Annotated in this window: 19 protein-coding genes; 4 read left to right on the top strand and 15 right to left on the bottom strand. The window is 48.8% G+C overall.

All coding sequences use genetic code 11. The annotated features are described in order from the left end of the window. Positions 1–6: 6 nt before the first annotated feature. Positions 7–1,017 (bottom strand): LysM peptidoglycan-binding domain-containing protein, encoded by a 1,011-nt coding sequence (locus FO441_RS04365; protein ID WP_186365462.1) that lies wholly within the window; start codon positions 1,015–1,017, stop codon positions 7–9. Between the two features lie 212 nt (positions 1,018–1,229). Here FO441_RS04365 and FO441_RS04360 point away from each other — a divergent pair, with 212 nt between their 5' ends. Next, positions 1,230–1,454, top strand: coding sequence for a 4Fe-4S domain-containing protein (locus tag FO441_RS04360; RefSeq protein ID WP_145287363.1), 225 nt, complete (start codon positions 1,230–1,232; stop codon positions 1,452–1,454). 49 nt (positions 1,455–1,503) lie between these two features. On the opposite strand, the gene FO441_RS04355 is transcribed toward FO441_RS04360, so the two are convergent. The 9 genes from FO441_RS04355 to FO441_RS04315 all read right to left on the bottom strand — a co-directional run bounded on the left by FO441_RS04355 (position 1,504) and on the right by FO441_RS04315 (position 9,925). Beyond that, positions 1,504–2,052 (bottom strand): ECF transporter S component, encoded by a 549-nt coding sequence (locus FO441_RS04355; protein WP_145286281.1) that lies wholly within the window; start codon positions 2,050–2,052, stop codon positions 1,504–1,506. Positions 2,053–2,057: 5 nt separating this feature from the next. Continuing rightward, entirely contained in the window at positions 2,058–3,755 is a 1,698-nt protein-coding gene (locus FO441_RS04350) for a sensor histidine kinase (protein WP_145286278.1), read from the bottom strand. Further along, complete coding sequence (locus FO441_RS04345) at positions 3,755–4,462, bottom strand: response regulator transcription factor (protein WP_145286275.1); 708 nt, start codon at positions 4,460–4,462, stop codon at positions 3,755–3,757. The genes FO441_RS04350 and FO441_RS04345 overlap by 1 nt, the downstream gene beginning before the upstream one ends. 18 nt (positions 4,463–4,480) lie before the next feature. Beyond that, positions 4,481–5,680 carry a c-type cytochrome biogenesis protein CcsB gene (gene ccsB, locus FO441_RS04340; RefSeq protein ID WP_145286273.1) on the bottom strand — a complete coding sequence of 400 codons (1,200 nt, stop codon included), beginning with the start codon at positions 5,678–5,680 and terminating at the stop codon, positions 4,481–4,483. A gap of 4 nt (positions 5,681–5,684) precedes the next feature. Beyond that, positions 5,685–7,316 (bottom strand): cytochrome c biogenesis ResB family protein, encoded by a 1,632-nt coding sequence (locus FO441_RS04335; protein ID WP_145286269.1) that lies wholly within the window; start codon positions 7,314–7,316, stop codon positions 5,685–5,687. Between the two features lie 12 nt (positions 7,317–7,328). Continuing rightward, the gene (locus FO441_RS04330; RefSeq protein WP_145286266.1) at positions 7,329–7,859 is read right to left on the bottom strand and encodes a redoxin domain-containing protein; all 531 of its coding nucleotides are present in this window, start codon (positions 7,857–7,859) and stop codon (positions 7,329–7,331) included. A 92-nt stretch (positions 7,860–7,951) separates the two neighbouring features. Continuing rightward, positions 7,952–8,683 carry a pseudouridine synthase gene (locus FO441_RS04325; RefSeq protein ID WP_281287281.1) on the bottom strand — a complete coding sequence of 244 codons (732 nt, stop codon included), beginning with the start codon at positions 8,681–8,683 and terminating at the stop codon, positions 7,952–7,954. Next, on the bottom strand, positions 8,679–9,212 hold the full coding sequence (gene scpB, locus FO441_RS04320) for an SMC-Scp complex subunit ScpB (RefSeq protein WP_145286260.1): 534 nt from the start codon (positions 9,210–9,212) through the stop codon (positions 8,679–8,681). Before scpB ends, FO441_RS04325 begins: the two co-directional genes overlap by 5 nt. Continuing rightward, entirely contained in the window at positions 9,212–9,925 is a 714-nt protein-coding gene (locus FO441_RS04315) for a segregation and condensation protein A (RefSeq protein WP_145286258.1), read from the bottom strand. The genes scpB and FO441_RS04315 overlap by 1 nt, the downstream gene beginning before the upstream one ends. Positions 9,926–9,956: 31 nt before the next feature. Between FO441_RS04315 and FO441_RS04310 the strand changes: the two genes are divergently transcribed. Next, positions 9,957–10,484, top strand: coding sequence for a DUF309 domain-containing protein (locus FO441_RS04310; RefSeq protein WP_145286255.1), 528 nt, complete (start codon positions 9,957–9,959; stop codon positions 10,482–10,484). Positions 10,485–10,570: 86 nt separating this feature from the next. Here the strand turns inward: FO441_RS04310 and deoB are convergent, their stop codons facing one another. The 4 genes from deoB to FO441_RS04290 form a co-directional block, all read right to left on the bottom strand. Then, a complete protein-coding gene (gene deoB, locus FO441_RS04305) occupies positions 10,571–11,743 on the bottom strand; it encodes a phosphopentomutase (protein ID WP_145286253.1) in 1,173 nt (390 codons plus the stop codon). 9 nt (positions 11,744–11,752) lie between these two features. Next, positions 11,753–12,637: a site-specific tyrosine recombinase XerD gene (gene xerD / locus FO441_RS04300; RefSeq protein ID WP_186365488.1), complete on the bottom strand. Its 885-nt coding sequence runs from the start codon at positions 12,635–12,637 to the stop codon at positions 11,753–11,755. A 9-nt stretch (positions 12,638–12,646) separates the two neighbouring features. Next, on the bottom strand, positions 12,647–13,093 hold the full coding sequence (gene fur / locus FO441_RS04295; RefSeq protein ID WP_145286247.1) for a ferric iron uptake transcriptional regulator: 447 nt from the start codon (positions 13,091–13,093) through the stop codon (positions 12,647–12,649). 75 nt (positions 13,094–13,168) lie between these two features. After that, positions 13,169–13,726, bottom strand: coding sequence for an NUDIX hydrolase (locus FO441_RS04290; protein ID WP_145286245.1), 558 nt, complete (start codon positions 13,724–13,726; stop codon positions 13,169–13,171). A 164-nt stretch (positions 13,727–13,890) separates the two neighbouring features. Here FO441_RS04290 and FO441_RS04285 point away from each other — a divergent pair, with 164 nt between their 5' ends. Together FO441_RS04285 and FO441_RS04280 are read left to right on the top strand one after the other, a co-directional pair. Beyond that, positions 13,891–14,805 carry an aldo/keto reductase gene (locus FO441_RS04285; RefSeq protein ID WP_145286242.1) on the top strand — a complete coding sequence of 305 codons (915 nt, stop codon included), beginning with the start codon at positions 13,891–13,893 and terminating at the stop codon, positions 14,803–14,805. Further along, the gene (locus tag FO441_RS04280; protein WP_145286239.1) at positions 14,802–15,722 is read left to right on the top strand and encodes an alpha/beta hydrolase; all 921 of its coding nucleotides are present in this window, start codon (positions 14,802–14,804) and stop codon (positions 15,720–15,722) included. The genes FO441_RS04285 and FO441_RS04280 overlap by 4 nt, the downstream gene beginning before the upstream one ends. Here FO441_RS04280 and FO441_RS04275 read toward each other — a convergent pair. Next, the gene (locus tag FO441_RS04275; protein ID WP_145286237.1) at positions 15,697–16,623 is read right to left on the bottom strand and encodes an MBL fold metallo-hydrolase; all 927 of its coding nucleotides are present in this window, start codon (positions 16,621–16,623) and stop codon (positions 15,697–15,699) included. The genes FO441_RS04280 and FO441_RS04275 overlap by 26 nt on opposite strands. Positions 16,624–16,704: the final 81 nt, after the last annotated feature.

The raw sequence follows: 16,704 nt of genomic DNA, 5'->3' as shown, positions 1-16,704 counted from the left end.
ACCTTTCTATTCTGGGATGACCAGTTCCTGTCCTACGGATAGCGAATTCGCATCGACACCATTGGCCTCCAGTATCTTACTGACGTTTTCTGCGCTGCCGCTGCCATAGTATCGCATTGCGATTCGATAGACGTTCTCGCCTTCCCGTATGACATGGGTGGTGCCACCTGATGTTTCAGGTGCTTCTTCAGTCGATTCTTCCGGCGTTTCTTCGGTGGCCACTTCTGCTTCTTCTGTTGATTCTTCAGGTGCTTCCACTACACTGGTACTTGAATCGGCCGCTTCTCCTGATTCCTTATCTTCTATGGCTGTAGATGCTGCAGCTTCCAGTTCGGACTGCTCTTCCTCACTGTATTCGAATTCAACCGATCCTGTAGCCAGATCATTGCCACCTGTCTCGTCTCTTGATTCGGCAAGCTCACGCTCCAGCTCCGCCTTCTGGTCCTGAAGGTCTTCATTCACTTCCTCTGAAGATTCTTCCACGGTTTCCTCCGATGCTTCTTCGTTTGACTCTTCAGCATTGTCCGCCACCATCGCACCTGGATCCTCCGTCGGCCAGAAATTACTGATGATGAGTACACCAAGAATGATGGTTACAGGCAGGATGAGGATACCTGCAATCAATGTCGGTGCAAATCCTTTTCTTCCGCCATCGTCATCCGTCTTTTCGGCTTGCTTGCGTGCTGGACGTACTTCCGACAGCTTTTCCTTCGAGACTTTGAGTTCATCTTTGACTCTTCTACTGTACGCGGAGAGTTTGCCTGCAAAAAGTGCCTTCCCTTTTTCAAGCTTCTCCTTATTGACATTCTCATCAATCTTCTGGCGCCATGCCTTGAGGCGTTCATTCTGCTGGCTCTTCGGTCTGCCTTTGTCCTTTTCTTTCGGTCTGTGGCGCTCAGCCCGGCTGAAGTTCCTGTCAGGTGTTTTCTGCTCTTCAGACTGCTGTCTGGTTTTTTTATCCTTCTCTTCTTTCGAAGCACGTTTATGTTCTATGTCTTTATAGAAGTCATCTTTCATGGACATTCTCCTCAAACTGTATATTTCATTTCAATTATAGTATGTTTCCCTCTTATTTTAAAGAGGCAGTGATTCCACTTTACGACTAAGGTCGTATTGTAGCCGCCGGAGCTGAATATAATTGAATTATAACTTGAATAGCCGTAGAATGAAGGGGAAGAAATGGTTGAGAGGTGAAAATAGTGAGCGGAAAGAAATATACCATTGTCGATATGGATACCTGCATCGCATGTGGTGCATGTGGTGCAGCGGCACCTGATATATATGATTATGATGATGACGGGATCGCCTACGTCATACTGGATGATAATCAGGGAACCATGGCGGTTCCGGATGAATTGCTCGAAGATATGGAAGATGCCTTCGATGGCTGTCCGACAGATTCGATCAAAGTCGAAGACCAGCCGTTTGACGGAGATGCACTGAAATACGAATGAATATGAAGCGTGCCATCAGGAACTCTGTATTCCCGATGGCACGCTTTGTTTATTTTACAAGTTTCGGTATCACCTTTACATAGACAATGTAGGCCGCAAGACATACGAGTGTACCTTTTATCAGATTGAACGGGATGATGCCTGCTGTCACTACAGCACGAATATTCGCAATCAGATCCGACTGGTCGACGATGATGCCGTACATCGGCAGCAGGACAAAATAGTTCAGTACCGCCATCATGGCTGTGAGTACAATGATGCCTGCTATGAACCCGGCAATCAGCGAACGTTTCGTACGGTACTTTGCGTAGATGAAATAGATCGGCAGAAGCAGGGAGAATGCTGCAAGCATGTTGGACAGCGGACCGATGGGTTCACTTGCCATCAGCAGTCCATACAGGACGATTTTCATGATGATGATGAGTGCGCCTGCCCCACCGCCGAAGACGATGAAGCCGATGAATGCGGGTATATCGGAGAAATCGACTGTCAGGAAGGGAGGCAGAAATGGAATTGGAAACTGGATAAGCATAAGGATGAACGACAATGCGGCCAGTATACTTATGATGATCAATCTTTCCAGTCTTTTTCTTTTCATACACATCATTCCTCTATATGTTTTTTTGGTAGTGTGATCCGGAAAGTGGTGCCTTTGCCGAATGTACTGTCGAGCTCTATCGAGCCATTATGCCGATGGATGATGCTTTTGACGATATAGAGTCCAAGGCCTGTGCCGTGCTGGCCGCGGGTTCTTGATTCATCCACCTTATAGAAACGCTCGAATATGCGTTTCTGGTGCTCTGTCCGGATACCTGTGCCGGTATCCGCCACATCGATGATGAAGTAGCGCTCCGTCCTGTCCACACTGATGGTGATGTGATCCCCTTCCGATGTATAGCGGATTGCGTTGTCCAGAAGATTCGTGAAAACCTGGCTCAGCTTGTCGTAATCGAAGTCGAAAACCATCTCTTCATCCTTGGCACTGATGGAGAACTGTATGCCGTTGTCGATCATTTCGTGTCTGAAACGGCTTGACAGCTTATCGAGCAGCTGGCCGAAGTCATTCTGTTCTATATGGAAGAAGTCCGATCGGCTGTCCATGCGTGCAATGGTGATCAGTTCATTGACCATTGTATTCATGCGGTCGGATTCATCTTTGATGATGCCGATCATCTCTTTGACTTCGGCGGGATCGGTGACGATATCATCGAGCAGTGCTTCGGAATAGCCGCTCAGCATGACCATCGGTGTTTTCAGTTCGTGGGACACGTTGGCGATGAATTCGGAGCGCATCTTCTCCGTTCCGACCTCTTCAGTAATATCCTTGACGAGAAGGATGACACCATAGACGACATCCCCTTCTTCAACCGGTGTGTAGGAGAACTGCAGATGCCGCTCCTCCATCTCCATCCTTTCGATGGCCGACTCGCGGTTTCTGGCAATCTCTCTGATGTTCTCGATGAAGCGCGTGCGCTCCGACTGGTGCTGGACAATCAGATCATGGAGTTCCCTCCCCTTCTGATTGCTGTATATCAGCTCCGCCTCGCTGTTATAGTACAGGACACCTTCATTCATATAGGTGAATATCTGTTCGCGTAAATTCCGTTCATGGGTGATTTCTGAAATATTATGCTTGATATCATTGTTCATCTTGTTGAATGCGAGCGTCAGCTCGCCGATCTCGTCCCTGCTTTTCACCTCGAGCGTATTATAATTTCCTTTCGCTGTGGAGAATGCGGCACTTCTGAGATTGATCAGCGGCCTTGTGATCCTATTGATCAGAAAGAATGCAAATGAAGTCGTAATCAGAAACAGCACGAATGCGCTGCCGATGATGATGATTGTGACAGCCCGCATCGACTGGTTGATATCTGCAAGGTCCCTGTACTTGATCAGGGCGACGTCAGTATCGAAGTAGCTGCTCAAGTTCGACACTTTGACCATATAGTCATGGTTGTATACATCTTCCAGAATGAATGTGGGACCCGTGCCTTGCCCGTCCAGTATCCGCTGATAGATGGCTTCATCGGTGGCAGACTGATGGGAGATCATCTGCCCCTCGGTATAGAGGATCAGATTGTCTTCGCGGAGCAGAACCGAATCCATATCTTCCATATCATGTTCTGCAAGCACGATCTCTTCCAGACGGGTGATTTCCTCATCGAGCAGTGTCTCTGTGGAATTGAGCACGTAATTGCGGAAGTACATGCTTAAAATGACCGATAATATAATTAAAACTGTCGTTACTATCAGAATGATAGTCAACCACAGTTTTGTGACGATGCTGTTGATTACGCGCATTATTCATTGACCTCGAACTTGTATCCGATGCCCCACACAGTATGGATCATTTCGCTTGCTTCCGGAGAAACTTTGTTGAGCTTCTCCCGCAGGCGCTTCACATGTGTATCCACAGTTCTCAGGTCTCCATAGAAATCATAGTGCCAGACTTCCCTGAGCAGTTCTTCACGATCGAATACCTTGTCGGGACTGCGCGCCAGAAACAGCAGCAGTTCGTATTCTTTTGGTGTCAGATTCACTTTGACATCTTCAGCGAGGACCCTGTGGGCATCGTTGTCGATGACAAGATGATCATAGACGATGATATCTTTCGTGGATGAATCTGCCTCGATGAATGCCGTCTCAGAGGAACGGCGGAGGATGGCTTTCACCCGCAGAACCACTTCCCTTGGAGAGAACGGTTTGACAATATAGTCATCCGCCCCCACTTCAAAGCCTTCCACCCGGTTGTTTTCCTCACCTTTTGCAGTCAGCATGATGATCGGGGTGGATTTCTGGGTTCTGAGACGCTTCGCCACTTCGATGCCATCCATCTTCGGCATCATCAGATCGAGCAGTATGCAGTGGAAATCCTGTTCCAGTGCCAGCTCCAGAGCATCTTCCCCGTTATCCGCTTCGGTGATTTCGTAGCCTTCCCGCACCAGATACATGTTGAGCAGTTTTCTGATGCGATCTTCATCATCCACTATGAGAATTTTCTCAGACATATAAACCCTCTTTTCATATTATGCGTAGGAGTGCAGGCCTGCAACGAGCAGGTTGATGGCGATCAGGTTGAAAAGGATGAGCAGGAAGCCGATGATGGCGAGCCATGCGGACTTTTCACCTTCATACCCTCTATTGAGGCGCAGGTGCAGGAATATCGTATAGAACATGAATGTGATGAATGCCCATGTTTCCTTCGGATCCCAGCCCCAGAATCTGCTCCAGGCAATCTGTGCCCAGATGGCAGCAAAGAATATGCCGCCGAGTGCGAATATCGGGAAGCCGATGATGACGGAACGATAGCCGATTTCATCCATCAGGTTGAGATCCGCTTTATTGGACCAAGGCTTCAGTACTGCAATGATGCGCCTTCTCAGTATGAGGCGGATGATGCCATAGACGATTGCACCGAGAATGACCGACCAGATGACGGTATTGAGCTTCTGGGAGTCGATGAGTGGCGGCAGGTTGATGCCGGTATGGAAGTGCTGTGCTTCCTCGTAGTTGTTGTCACCGGTATGCTCGACCGCAACTGCGCCTTCGAAGTTGATCAGACTCGGCAGATGGTATTCTGCCACCTGGTTCTGTCCCTGCTTGTCAGTATAAAGGAAATCATCCTGATAGCCTACAACATTCTCCATGATCATGGTTGTTCCAATGAAGACGATGACAGTGACGATACCTGCCATGATGGCTTCCAGGAAACGGGCCCGCCAAGATTTTTCAGTCGCTGGAACTGCCTTCAGCAGGTAGATCAGACCAGCAACTGCACTCATTGACAGTATACCATAAGCAAGCGTCACCGTAATGACATGGATGGCAAGCCAGCTGCTCTGCAGCGCAGGAATCAGCGGCTCCACTTCTCTTGAGAACATGCTGCCGTATGCCATGAGCAGCATGGAGATCGGCAGTGCAAACAATCCGAAAATGTTTGTTTTGAAATAGAAGTATGTGATCAGATAGCCGGCAACGATCATGATGGCGAACATGGTGATGAATTCATACATGTTCGATACTGGTGCGTGGCCCTGTGCTATCCATCTGAGAATGAAATAGGAAATCTGCATGATGAATCCGATGATGACCATTGTCACGCCTATTTTGGCAGGCTTGTTTGATTTTGATTTTATACTGGTCGCCAATGGAAGCATTGCGACAAGATACAGTATGAATGCGACGTACAGCAGCGTACTGCTGATTGATACGAGTTGAGATGCCATTTTATTACTCCTTGTCTATGTCTTTATCCTCATCATCCAGCTTATCCCCGACTTTGCCGAGTCCATTGGATTCAAGAACTTCGTTTATTTCCTTCTTCATACCGAAGTAGTTCTTATTGGTATGTGCTGCCAGCATGAAGCCGTCTTCAGATCTGATCCAGATTCTCCGGTGGTTGACGTAGGATCCGATAAAGAGTCCGATCAGGAAAATGACGAATCCTGTAGCGATGAAAGGAATTGTCAGATCCTTCTTCAGTGTCAGTACACTGGCCATATGCTCCTCGGCAGAAACGAAACGGATGCTGTAGTCGTTATCTTGTGTAATATCCGTACTGTTCATGATCTGGAGCAGGCTGAGTTCGCTTTCCCCGCCGTCGGCCACTTCAAATACGAAAGCGGGATTCCTTGGAACAGGGGTTGCTGATACCAATGTACCATTTTCGGCAATTTCCTGGAAATCCGGAGAGTATGCCCGCATGTTCACAGAAATATCATCATTGACTTCAAAGCTTTCCTCAGGGTTCTCCAGATTGACCGTGAAGTTCTCACCCACCGTATTGCCGTCGGCATCTTCAAGTCTGAAAGTCATGGATTTGAGTTGGGAATTATCATAGCTCGACTGGTATAGCTCGTAATCATCGAAGCGGTACGGATGGTTGACGCGTATGCTGTAGTCATCCACCTTTTCAAGCTCCGGTGACGCACCGACGATGTCCGCACTATTATTTTCATAGAAAGTGATATCCGTCTGGAAATTGCTGATGACCTGGTTGCTGCTGTCCAGTGCCTGGTCGAATACTTCATTGGCATTCTCATCGTAGGTATCGAGTGTAAATGCTTCGTTCTTCACGTAGTATTGTCCATCTGTCGTAGGCAGTTCTTCGGTCTCGCCCTCATTGATGTGGACGATTTCATCCACATACATGCCCGGGAAGAACCTCAGCATGCTGCCGAAGAGCAGTATGATCAGACCGGTATGGTTGATGTAGGGTCCGTAGCGGGACAGCCTGCCCTTCTCAAGAAGAAAGTTGCCGTCATCCTGTTTGACCTTGTATCTCTTTTTGCTGAATGCCCCGACAAGTGCATCGGTATCCGGCTGCCCATCTTCTGCAAGGTAGAGCCTCTGTCTTCTGAAGAAGCTGTCGTGCTTCTTGACACGCTGCTTATGAAGGGATTTGAAAAGCGGTACGCCCCGGTCTATGCTTGCTGCAATGATGGAGAGCGCAAGCAGGCCATTCAGTATGAGGAACCACCACGAAGAGTAGAGGTTATGGAAACCCAGGGAATAGTACAGATAGCCGAGGCTTCCGTAGTTCTCCTGGTAGTATTCTGCTGCGTCCACACCGATCGGGATGAAGTACTCCTGAGGGAAGATGGTTCCGATTGCTGCAGCCACTGCAATGGCCAGTATGATCGACACGCCGACTTTGACGGAAGTGAAAAATATCCAGATCTTGTCGAAGATGCTTTTTGATCTGACCTTTGATCTGACAGCACTGCCATCATACCGCATCAGGTCCTTTATTTTATCCTTGTCATAATCGCTGTTGATCATCTTGCCACAGGACTGGCACAGCTGGGTGCCCGGTGGATTGACATGACCACACGATTCACATTTTATTTCATTTGGTTGCATTGCTCATTCATCCTATTCTGTGGCTTCACTGATAAATAATGAAATATCCTCGGGAGTGAGCTGATATTCCTGCTTTTTGACGACGATGCCTTCCTTGCTGACAGCGATGGTGGTCGGCAGCGGTCCGATGTTGTAGGCTTCGGTTACGCTTCTCGACTGGTCCATTGCAATCGGGAATTCGAGGTCTGCATCAAGTCCGGAAATGAACTGCTCGATCTGCTGTGCATTTTCTGCAACGTTGACGGCGACAATTTCATAATCCTCGTGGCCTTCCAGGTATACTGCGTTCATATCGGGCATTTCTTCACGGCATGGCTTGCACCATGTGCCCCAGAAGTTCAGAATGACGCCCTTATCCTCAGTCAGTTCGGACAGCTGGACTTCTTCGCCGTCCAGAGTCGTCAGTCTGAAGTCCACCGCTTCATCCCCCACTTCGACAGCTTTGGTGCCTGAAGTCAGGTTGAACCACACTGTAATTCCTATGAGCAGCGCAATGGTGGTGATGATGCTCACTCTAAGAATATTACGAGTACGTCCCTTCATATTTTTCACCTACCTGTACATTTATTCATGTCTAACATTATAGCATCTAATAAAAATGCCCTGTATGACAGTATTATGACAATTGGATACGGCTATTCCGCCTTGGCATTCGCAATCAACTTCTTCACTTCATGCGGTTTCAGGAATCTGTACTCGCCTTCAGCCAGTCCATTGAGGTTCAGGAAGTCGTAGCTGATTCTCGTCAGTTTGACGACTCTGAGACCGAAGTATTCGAACATTCTTCTGACCTGGCGGTTGCGCCCTTCATGGATGGTCAATTCAAGAATCATCTGGCGATCATTCTTGTCGCGGATCACTTTCAGGCCGGCGGGAGCCGTCATGCCATCCTCGAGAGGAATGCCCTTGCGCATCTGCTTTTGTTCCTCACGCTTCAGTATGCCATCGATCTTGACACGGTATGTCTTGCTCATCTCGTATTTCGGGTGGGTCATGTACTGGGTGAATTCCCCATCATTCGTCATGAGTAGTATGCCTGAAGTATCATAGTCGAGACGGCCGACAGGATACAGGCGCACGTCCATCTGTTCGAACGCGTCCACTACCGTGCGACGGCTCCTATCATCTTCAGCAGCCGAAATCTCACCCGTAGGCTTGTAGTACAGGATATGCACCTTCTCCTCCTGGCTGAGCGGTATGCCATCCACTTCGACCCTGTCCGTCTCTTTGACTTTCGTACCCAGTTCCGTGACTGTCTTGCCATTGACCTTTACGCGGCCTTCGGTGATCATGACTTCCGCTTTTCTTCTTGATGCCACCCCACTATTTGCAATTGCTTTCTGTAGACGTATTTCTTCCATATTAATATTCCTCCTCCATGCTTTCAAAAAATAGATCCATTTCTTCCTGTTCCATCATTTCCTTCTGCGATGGCAGCTCGTCCAGACCGGCAAGTCCGAACAGCTGCAGAAAGTAGTCTGTCGTTGCAAAGTGTACAGCTCTTTCCTCATTCATATTCTTTTTGGTGATCAGCCCTTTGCCGAGCAGTGTGGACACCGGCCCATCAGAAGCCACGCCGCGCAATGCCTCGATATCCCCCCGGGATACAGGCTGGTTATAGGCGATGATCGACAGCACCTCGAGTGAGGCCTGGGAGAGCTTTTGGCTTGGCCTATCATCGAGGATCCTCTGGATGTACTTCTCCATGCCTTGTGTTGTTTTCAAAAAGTACTTCCCACCGTGCTTCTGGATGGTGAAGTTGGACTTTTCATATTTTTCCAAAGTACTTTCGAGCTGGGTTTTTGTAATCGGGACATGCATGATGAGCTGCTCTTCCGAGAGCCCTACATCTCCTGCTATATACAAAAGCCCTTCTATAATATCGATCTTATCCATTAATCATACAGCCTTTCAATCTCAAAATCATTTTCGGCATCTGTGCGTATTGCCAGCTGCCTGTCTTTGATGTACTCCAGAACTACGATGAAGACGGCAACGATCTTCTGTCTCGACTCCGTAAAAGTGAACAGTTCGTCGATCTTCAACACCTGCTTCTGTGCAAACCGGCTGCGCAGGAACGTTTCGGCTGCTTCCCGGGACACCGGCTCTCTCTTGATGGTTATATTTTTCGGGCGATCGACGGCGACCCGCGCACGCACCTTCTGATAGGCGGCGACAAGATCGGCAAGGGAAATGTCGAGTGGTGTATTGTCCGTATCCGCCTCCTCGAATTCATGCGGTGCTTTGATATACAGTTTTTCGTTTTCCATCTTCATCTCGGCCAGCTGTTCGGCATACTGCTTATAGTTCTGGTATTCGATCAGCTGCTCCATCAGCGACTCCCGCGGGTCTTCATATTCCTCCTCCATATGGGAAGGTTCCGGGAGCAGCATGCGGCTCTTGATTTTCAAAAGCTCACTTGCCATGACCAGATACTCGCTTGCCACATTGATTTCAAGCTCTTTCATTTCATCAATATATTCCATATACTGACGGGTAAGAGTCTTCATCGGGATATCATAAATATCAATCTCAAGTTCTTTTATCAGGTGCAGGAGCAGATCCAGTGGACCCTCGAACACATCAAGCTGTACTTTATAACCATTCATTCCAATTACCTCAATATCAGGAGACGATCGTATGCAACTGCTACATCTCATGGATTTCTATAACGAACTCATTATAAAGCAAGATTACTTCGAATGCCATGAAATCATGGAGGAAGCATGGAAATCAAAGCCCATGTTCACAAAAAAGGATGCTGAAGTCTTTCTCATCCTGCTCGCAACGGGAGAATACCATTACCGCCGGCAAAACATCACCGGCGCTGTGAAATCCTACGGACGTGCACTCAGACTATATCGTGAAAACGACTACGACCTGGCGTCACTCGGGGTGACGGATGACCTGATCGGCTTGATGCACAGGCGGCTGGCCCGGATGCCCGATGCTGCATTCACCCCCATGCCGTTCCCGCTGACCGACCGGATGTGGCGGGCATTGCATCAGGAGTATGCCGGTGGCATGACTTACGAGGCATTCAGAAAAGATTTGGAATACCGTTTTGTATCCGATGAGGCAATTGTCCACAAGCACCGTCTGAGAGACAGATCCGATGTCATCCGGGAGCGGGAGGCGGCCATCAAAAAAAGAAAACATCAGAGATGATGTTTTCTATAGAAAAATGATCCAGTATGCGAAGCCCCAGACGATGGCAAGAACAGCAATCAGAATGAAGGTGAAATATCTGTTCTTCATGTAATGTCCCTGAGCAGGCTTTCGCCATGTGTATCATATTCAATTTTGAAATTATCAGCAATGGTTGCCGCGATGTCGCTGAATGTATCCGAATCCCTGAGTGGTCCGTAATTTGAACTGCCGCCGCTTCTGATCAGAAGCGGTACAGATTCGCGCGTGTGGTCGGTACCTTCGAATGTCGGATCATTGCCGTGGTCTGCTGTAATGATCAGCAGATCATCTTCAGCGAGCTTCGATTCTATCTCGGGCAGACGGTCATCGAATGCTTTCAGTGCATCGCTGTAGCCTTCCGGGTTTCTTCTGTGGCCGTACAGCGCATCAAAATCGACCAGGTTCAGGAATGACAGTCCGGTAAATTCCCGGTCCATCACCTGAAGAAGCTTGTCTACTCCGTCGCTGTTATTTTTCGTCCGTACAGCATCCGTCACACCGGATCCTGTGAAGATATCATCAATCTTGCCGATGGCGATGACATCGTTGCCATTATCCTGAAGTGCATTCAGCACCGTCGTTCCGAATGGTTCAAGCGCATAGTCGTGCCTGTTTTCCGTCCGTTCGAAAGTCTCTTTCGACTCCCCGACATATGGTCTTGCGATGACACGACCGACGAGGAAGTCCGGATCCGTCGTCATTGCACGGACCTTTTCGCATATTGTATAGAGTTCATCCAGAGGGATGATGTCTTCGTGTGCTGCAATCTGGAGCACAGGGTCATTCGATGTATAGACGATCAGATCGCCCGTCTTCATCTGATGCTCACCATACTCCTTGATGATTTCCGTACCGCTTGCCGGCTTGTTGCCGACGATATTGCGGCCGGTCGCTTCACGGATCCTATCGAGCAGTGCTTCCGGGAAGCCGTCGGGATAGACCTTGAATGGCTTTTTGATGTTCAGTCCGGCAATTTCCCAGTGGCCGGTCATCGTATCCTTGCCCTGTGAAATTTCACTCATCTTGCTGTAGAAGGCTTCCGGCTGGTCAGGACATCCGACACCCGGCAGCGCGTCGATGCAGCCGAGTCCGAAGCGCTCAAGATTCGGCAGCGCTACAGGATGGTGCTCCAGTGTGTGCTTCAGTGTATGCGCACCAGTATCGCCGAAGTCGGCAGCGTCATGCTGTGCACCGATACCCACTGAATCGAGCACAATCAGATGTATTCTTTTGAACATATGAATCTCCTACTTTCTTGGATGGAATTTTTTATACATTTCTCTGATCTTGACAGCAGAAATCTGAGTATAGATCTGAGTCGTGCTGATATCCGAGTGGCCAAGCATCTCCTGGACCGCCCGGAGGTCGGCGCCATTCTCCACAAGGTGTGTGGCGAATGAGTGCCTGAATGTGTGCGGGGTGATGTTTTTGCCGATGCCGCTCTGCAGCTCGTATTTCTTGATTGTTTTCCACAGCCCCTGCCGTGTGAACCCCCTGCCCCGGTTTGTAAGGAAAAGGACATCCGTGCTGTCTTCCTTGAGCAGCGTCATCCGTGCTTCTGAAATATAGTCTCTGAGCAGTCTCCCAACATAGTCCGTGATGGGAACAATCCGCTCCTTATTCCCTTTGCCCATGATGCGGATGAAGCCCATTTCAGCATTCAGGTCCGTAATCCTGATGTCGATCAGTTCACTGACGCGCAGCCCTGAAGCATAGAGCAGTTCCATCATCGCCTTGTCCCTCACGCCGGCAGTCGAAGCATCCGGAGTGGACAGCAGCCGCTCCATCTCCTCCACCGTCAAGTATACAGGCAGCGTTTTGGCTTCTTTGATCGAATGGAGTCTGAGCGCAGGGTTATGATTCACGATGTTGTCATTGACCAGAAACTGATGAAAGTTCTTCAATGTGGACTGCATGCGTGAAATGGTCTTGGCACTTTTGCCCGACTCCCGCATATCCTTCAGGAAGTCAATCAGTATTTCCGTTTCGATAAGGGAGGCATCGGCAATTCCTTTTTCCAAAAGAAAAGCCGCATACTGCATGAGATCCTGACGGTAGGAACTGATGGATGACTGGCTCAGGCCTTTTTCAACACTCAGAAAAAGGAGATATTCCTCTGTATGATCTTCAATTTTCATGACCTAGTCCTTCTTGCTCTGGCAGTCGCCGCATATGCCATGAAAAGTAAGACGGTGATCCATTACCTTGAAGTTATATTCCTTTTCTACAATCTTCTCTACATCTTCCAGCAGGTCTTCTTCAATCTCCTCTACTGCTCCGCATTCCATGCATACAAGGTGATGGTGGAAATGTTTGGCGCCTTCTTTTCTGAGATCATAGCGGCTGACCCCATCGCCGAAGTTGATTTTATCGAGAATCTTCAGTTCACTCAGCAGCTCGAGTGTGCGGTAGACCGTAGCCAATCCGATTTCGGGATATTTGTCCTTCACTTTGAGAAAGACGTCTTCTGCACTCAGATGGTCACGTTCATTCTCGAGCAGGACCTTGACTGTCACCTCTCGCTGGGGTGTCAGCTTGTACTGGGCCTCCTGAAGTGCTTCTTTGATTCTCTGAATCCTGTTTTCCACGTGTTCACCTACTTTGTTTGATAATCACAAACATTATAACTAATTTGGCGCATGATTAAAAGGTATTTATAATCATTATAAATTATACTTTGCGATGACGTACTGTACACCAATCACTGTTTTGGCGTCCTGGAAGGCGCCATTATCAAGCTGTGCAGGAAGTTCCGACAGTCTGATCTTGACGATGTCCAGAAACTCGTCATCGTCGAGTGCCTGCTTGTCGATCGTCATATTATCCGCTTCATACAGATGGACGTACTCGTTCGAGAAGCCTGGCGAGACGTAGAAGCCATGAATCTTCCGCAATGATTCCGCGACGCCGCCGATCTCTTCCTTAAGCTCTTTTTCAGCTGTCTCATCGGGCGCCTCCCCCACTTCGATCTTGCCTGCCGGAATTTCAAGCAGGAAGTCATCCGTCGCCACCCTGTACTGGCGGACGAAATACATCTCATCACCTGCAACTGCAACGAGTGATACAGCACCCCTGTGGTATACGATTTCCCTGCTGGCGCTCCCGCCGTCAGGCAGTTGTACCGTACTATGGTCGACCTTGATCACCTTGCCGTCGAATACCCTCTCGGAAGAGATGATCTCCTCCTTGAGGTGTGAATAGTCATCATTCCCTGTATTCATATGCCCGCTCCTTTAACTGAACTTTTGTTCCTACTGTTAGTATATTAACATAGCAAAGCCCAATCATATAGTGATTATGAAGTGGTCCGACAAGCAAATTGATGCAAGAACGTGCCCGAGGTTGGTATAATTCTATATGACTAATCAATGGAGGCATGACATATATGAAAAATATTCAGTTGAAAGATGATATCAGCCTGTCCGAGTTTTCACTCGGATGCATGAATCTGCCACTTCATGACAGTGATGAAATGGAAAGGATCATCGGACGTGCACTCGAAGCGGGCATCACCCATTTCGACACAGCGGATCTGTACCAGTTCGGTGAAAATGAAAAAGCTGTCGGTGAGGCGCTCGGGAAATTCCGGGGCGACTACAGCTTTACCATCGGTACAAAAGCGGGAAATGAATTTGATGCAGCCCGCAAGGAGAAGATCGGCTGGAACCCTTCGGCATCCCATATAAAAGAATCCATCAAGCAGTCGCTCTCAAGGCTTGGTGTCGAAGCAATCGACCTCTACCAGCTGCATGGCGGGACCATCGAGGACAACAAGGACGAAACAATCGGGGCATTTGAAGATCTGAAGCAGGAAGGCCTCATCAGAAGCTACGGCATCTCCTCGATCCGTCCGAACGTCATCGACTACTATATGAAGCACAGCAGCATCGCGACACTGATGATGCAGTTCAATCCGATCGACAACAGACCCCTTGAAATACTGGATGGTCTGAACAGTGACGTGGGCATCCTGGCCCGTGGTCCTGTAATGAAGGGGCTCCTCAGCGACAATGCCGATAAGGTGCTGGAAAATAAATTTGCGGATGGCGTACTGGAATACTCGCATGACGAGCTGAAGCGGACGATCGGCGCCCTGCGCGAAGTCCATTCCGACCTGACCGCGCTGTCCTACGCGTTCCTGCGCCACCATGATGCAGCCATCGTCAATGGTGTCAGCAGCCTCTCCCAGCTCGAGTCGAACATCGACAGCTACAACCGCATGCCCGAGCTGTCACAGGAGGACCATGACCGTATCATGAGTGCAGTCAGACTGATGAAATACGAGGCGCATAGAGCATGAAATCATTTGCTGCATGGATAATTGCGCTGGTCGGCTCACTGATTGTACTGTTCATCTCACTCGGCTACTATGCATCAAGCCAGATACTGTTCTTCAAGCTGAGGGATGTGGAGGTCATCAAAAGGCGTGAGACCCGTGCCAAGCGGCTCAACATGGAAGTTTTCCAGAGCATGCCCCAGGATGATATCCTCATTCCTTCCAGGTTCGACTACAGCATCAATGCCATCTTCGTCCATCCGAATGAGACGGACAAATGGATGGTGCTGTGCCATGGCGTCACGGAAAACAAGATCAGCTCGATCAAATACTTGAACATGTTCACTGACATGGGGTACAACTGTGTCATCTACGATGCCAGACGCCACGGCAACACCGGGGGGGTCCACTCGACATACGGCTTCTATGAAAAGTATGATCTCGAGACTGTTGTGGACTACCTTTTCGACCACTATGGCCCGGATATCGAAGTCGGCATCCATGGTGAGTCCATGGGGGCTGCAACGATGCTGCTTTATGCCGGTGAACTATCCAACCGTGCGAAATTCTATATATCGGACGCTTCCTTCTCCACTTTCGGAGATGAGCTGACGAATATATTCAGCCAGTACACGAAGATCGGTTCTCCGCTCGTGCTGTTCTTTACAAATATATTCTTCCGTATCAGAAGCAGATTTTCACTATTCAAAGTTTCTCCGATCCGTGTAGTGGATCAGATCAGGCAGCCGGTGCTCTTCATCCATTCAAAGCCTGACAAGTTCATCCCCTACACACAGACCACCCAGCTGTACAAAAAGAAAAAGCCGCCAAAGGCGGCCTGGTATCCTGAACGTGGCGGACATGTTGAGAGCTATAACAGGAATCCCGAGAAGTACCGCAAGGTCGTAGCAAGTTTCATCGCGAATCACGTGGGATGGTAATTTCCAGGAAATCATGGGCAATCCTGATATTTTCCGCAAGCTGTCCTTCGACCTGCTGGACCATCTCCGCATCATAGCGGTTGCTGATATGACTGAACAGCAGCTGACAGTAGGATATCTGTGAAAGGTTCATAAGCACATCGTCTATTTCCGAATGGAAATAGAGGTGTGCTTTTTCCTGTTCACCGTGAAGGTATGTGGCCTCATGGACAATAAGGTCGGCGCCGTCCAGCAGGGCCAGGTACTCCTTGTCGCGGATCACCCGTGTATCTCCATGGACTGCAATCTTCCGGCCATCTGATGGAGCATTCAGAAAATCGGCAGTTTCATAGATGATGCCTTCATGCTCGAAAGTATCCGAACTTTTGATCTCCTTGTAGACAGGGCCGGGTCTGATGCCGATATCGCGCAGTTTTTCGCTTTTCAGTGCCCCTGGCTTATCCGGTTCCTCGAATACATACAGGAAACTGTCTATGGCATGATCAAGCAGCCGTACTGTTACTGTGAAGCCTTCCACATCAAATGCATCACCATGGCCGACTTCATTGAACTGGATCGGATAGTTGAGATGTGAACTGCTCGTACGGAATGTCGCTTCCACCCATTCCTCGAGTCCTTTCGGTCCATGGACAACGAGGGGGATGCCTTCTCCGCCCTGATGTGCACGGGAGGAGAGGAATCCGGGCAGGCCGAATATATGATCTCCATGAAGATGGGTAATGAAGATGTGCCTGATCTTTGATGGACGGATTGTCGTGTCGAGTATTCTATGCTGCAGTGCTTCCGAAGCATCAATCAGAAAATACTGGTTGATCTCCTCGACGACATCCAGCACGAAACTCTGTGTATTTCTTGTTCTGGAAGGTATGCCTGCACCAGAACCTAGGACTTTGAATTTCATTCTATCACCTGTTTTTAAATGTTGATTCAGTATATCATATCAATGAGTTGTATTTTTAGGAATACAGTGGAATAATGATAA

Origin of the sequence: Salinicoccus cyprini (genome assembly GCF_007713705.1) — a bacterium.
Classification (GTDB): Bacteria; Bacillota; Bacilli; order Staphylococcales; family Salinicoccaceae; genus Salinicoccus; species Salinicoccus cyprini.
Note: the sequence above shows the minus strand (reverse complement) of the source record. Positions and strands in the feature narration are given on the sequence as shown.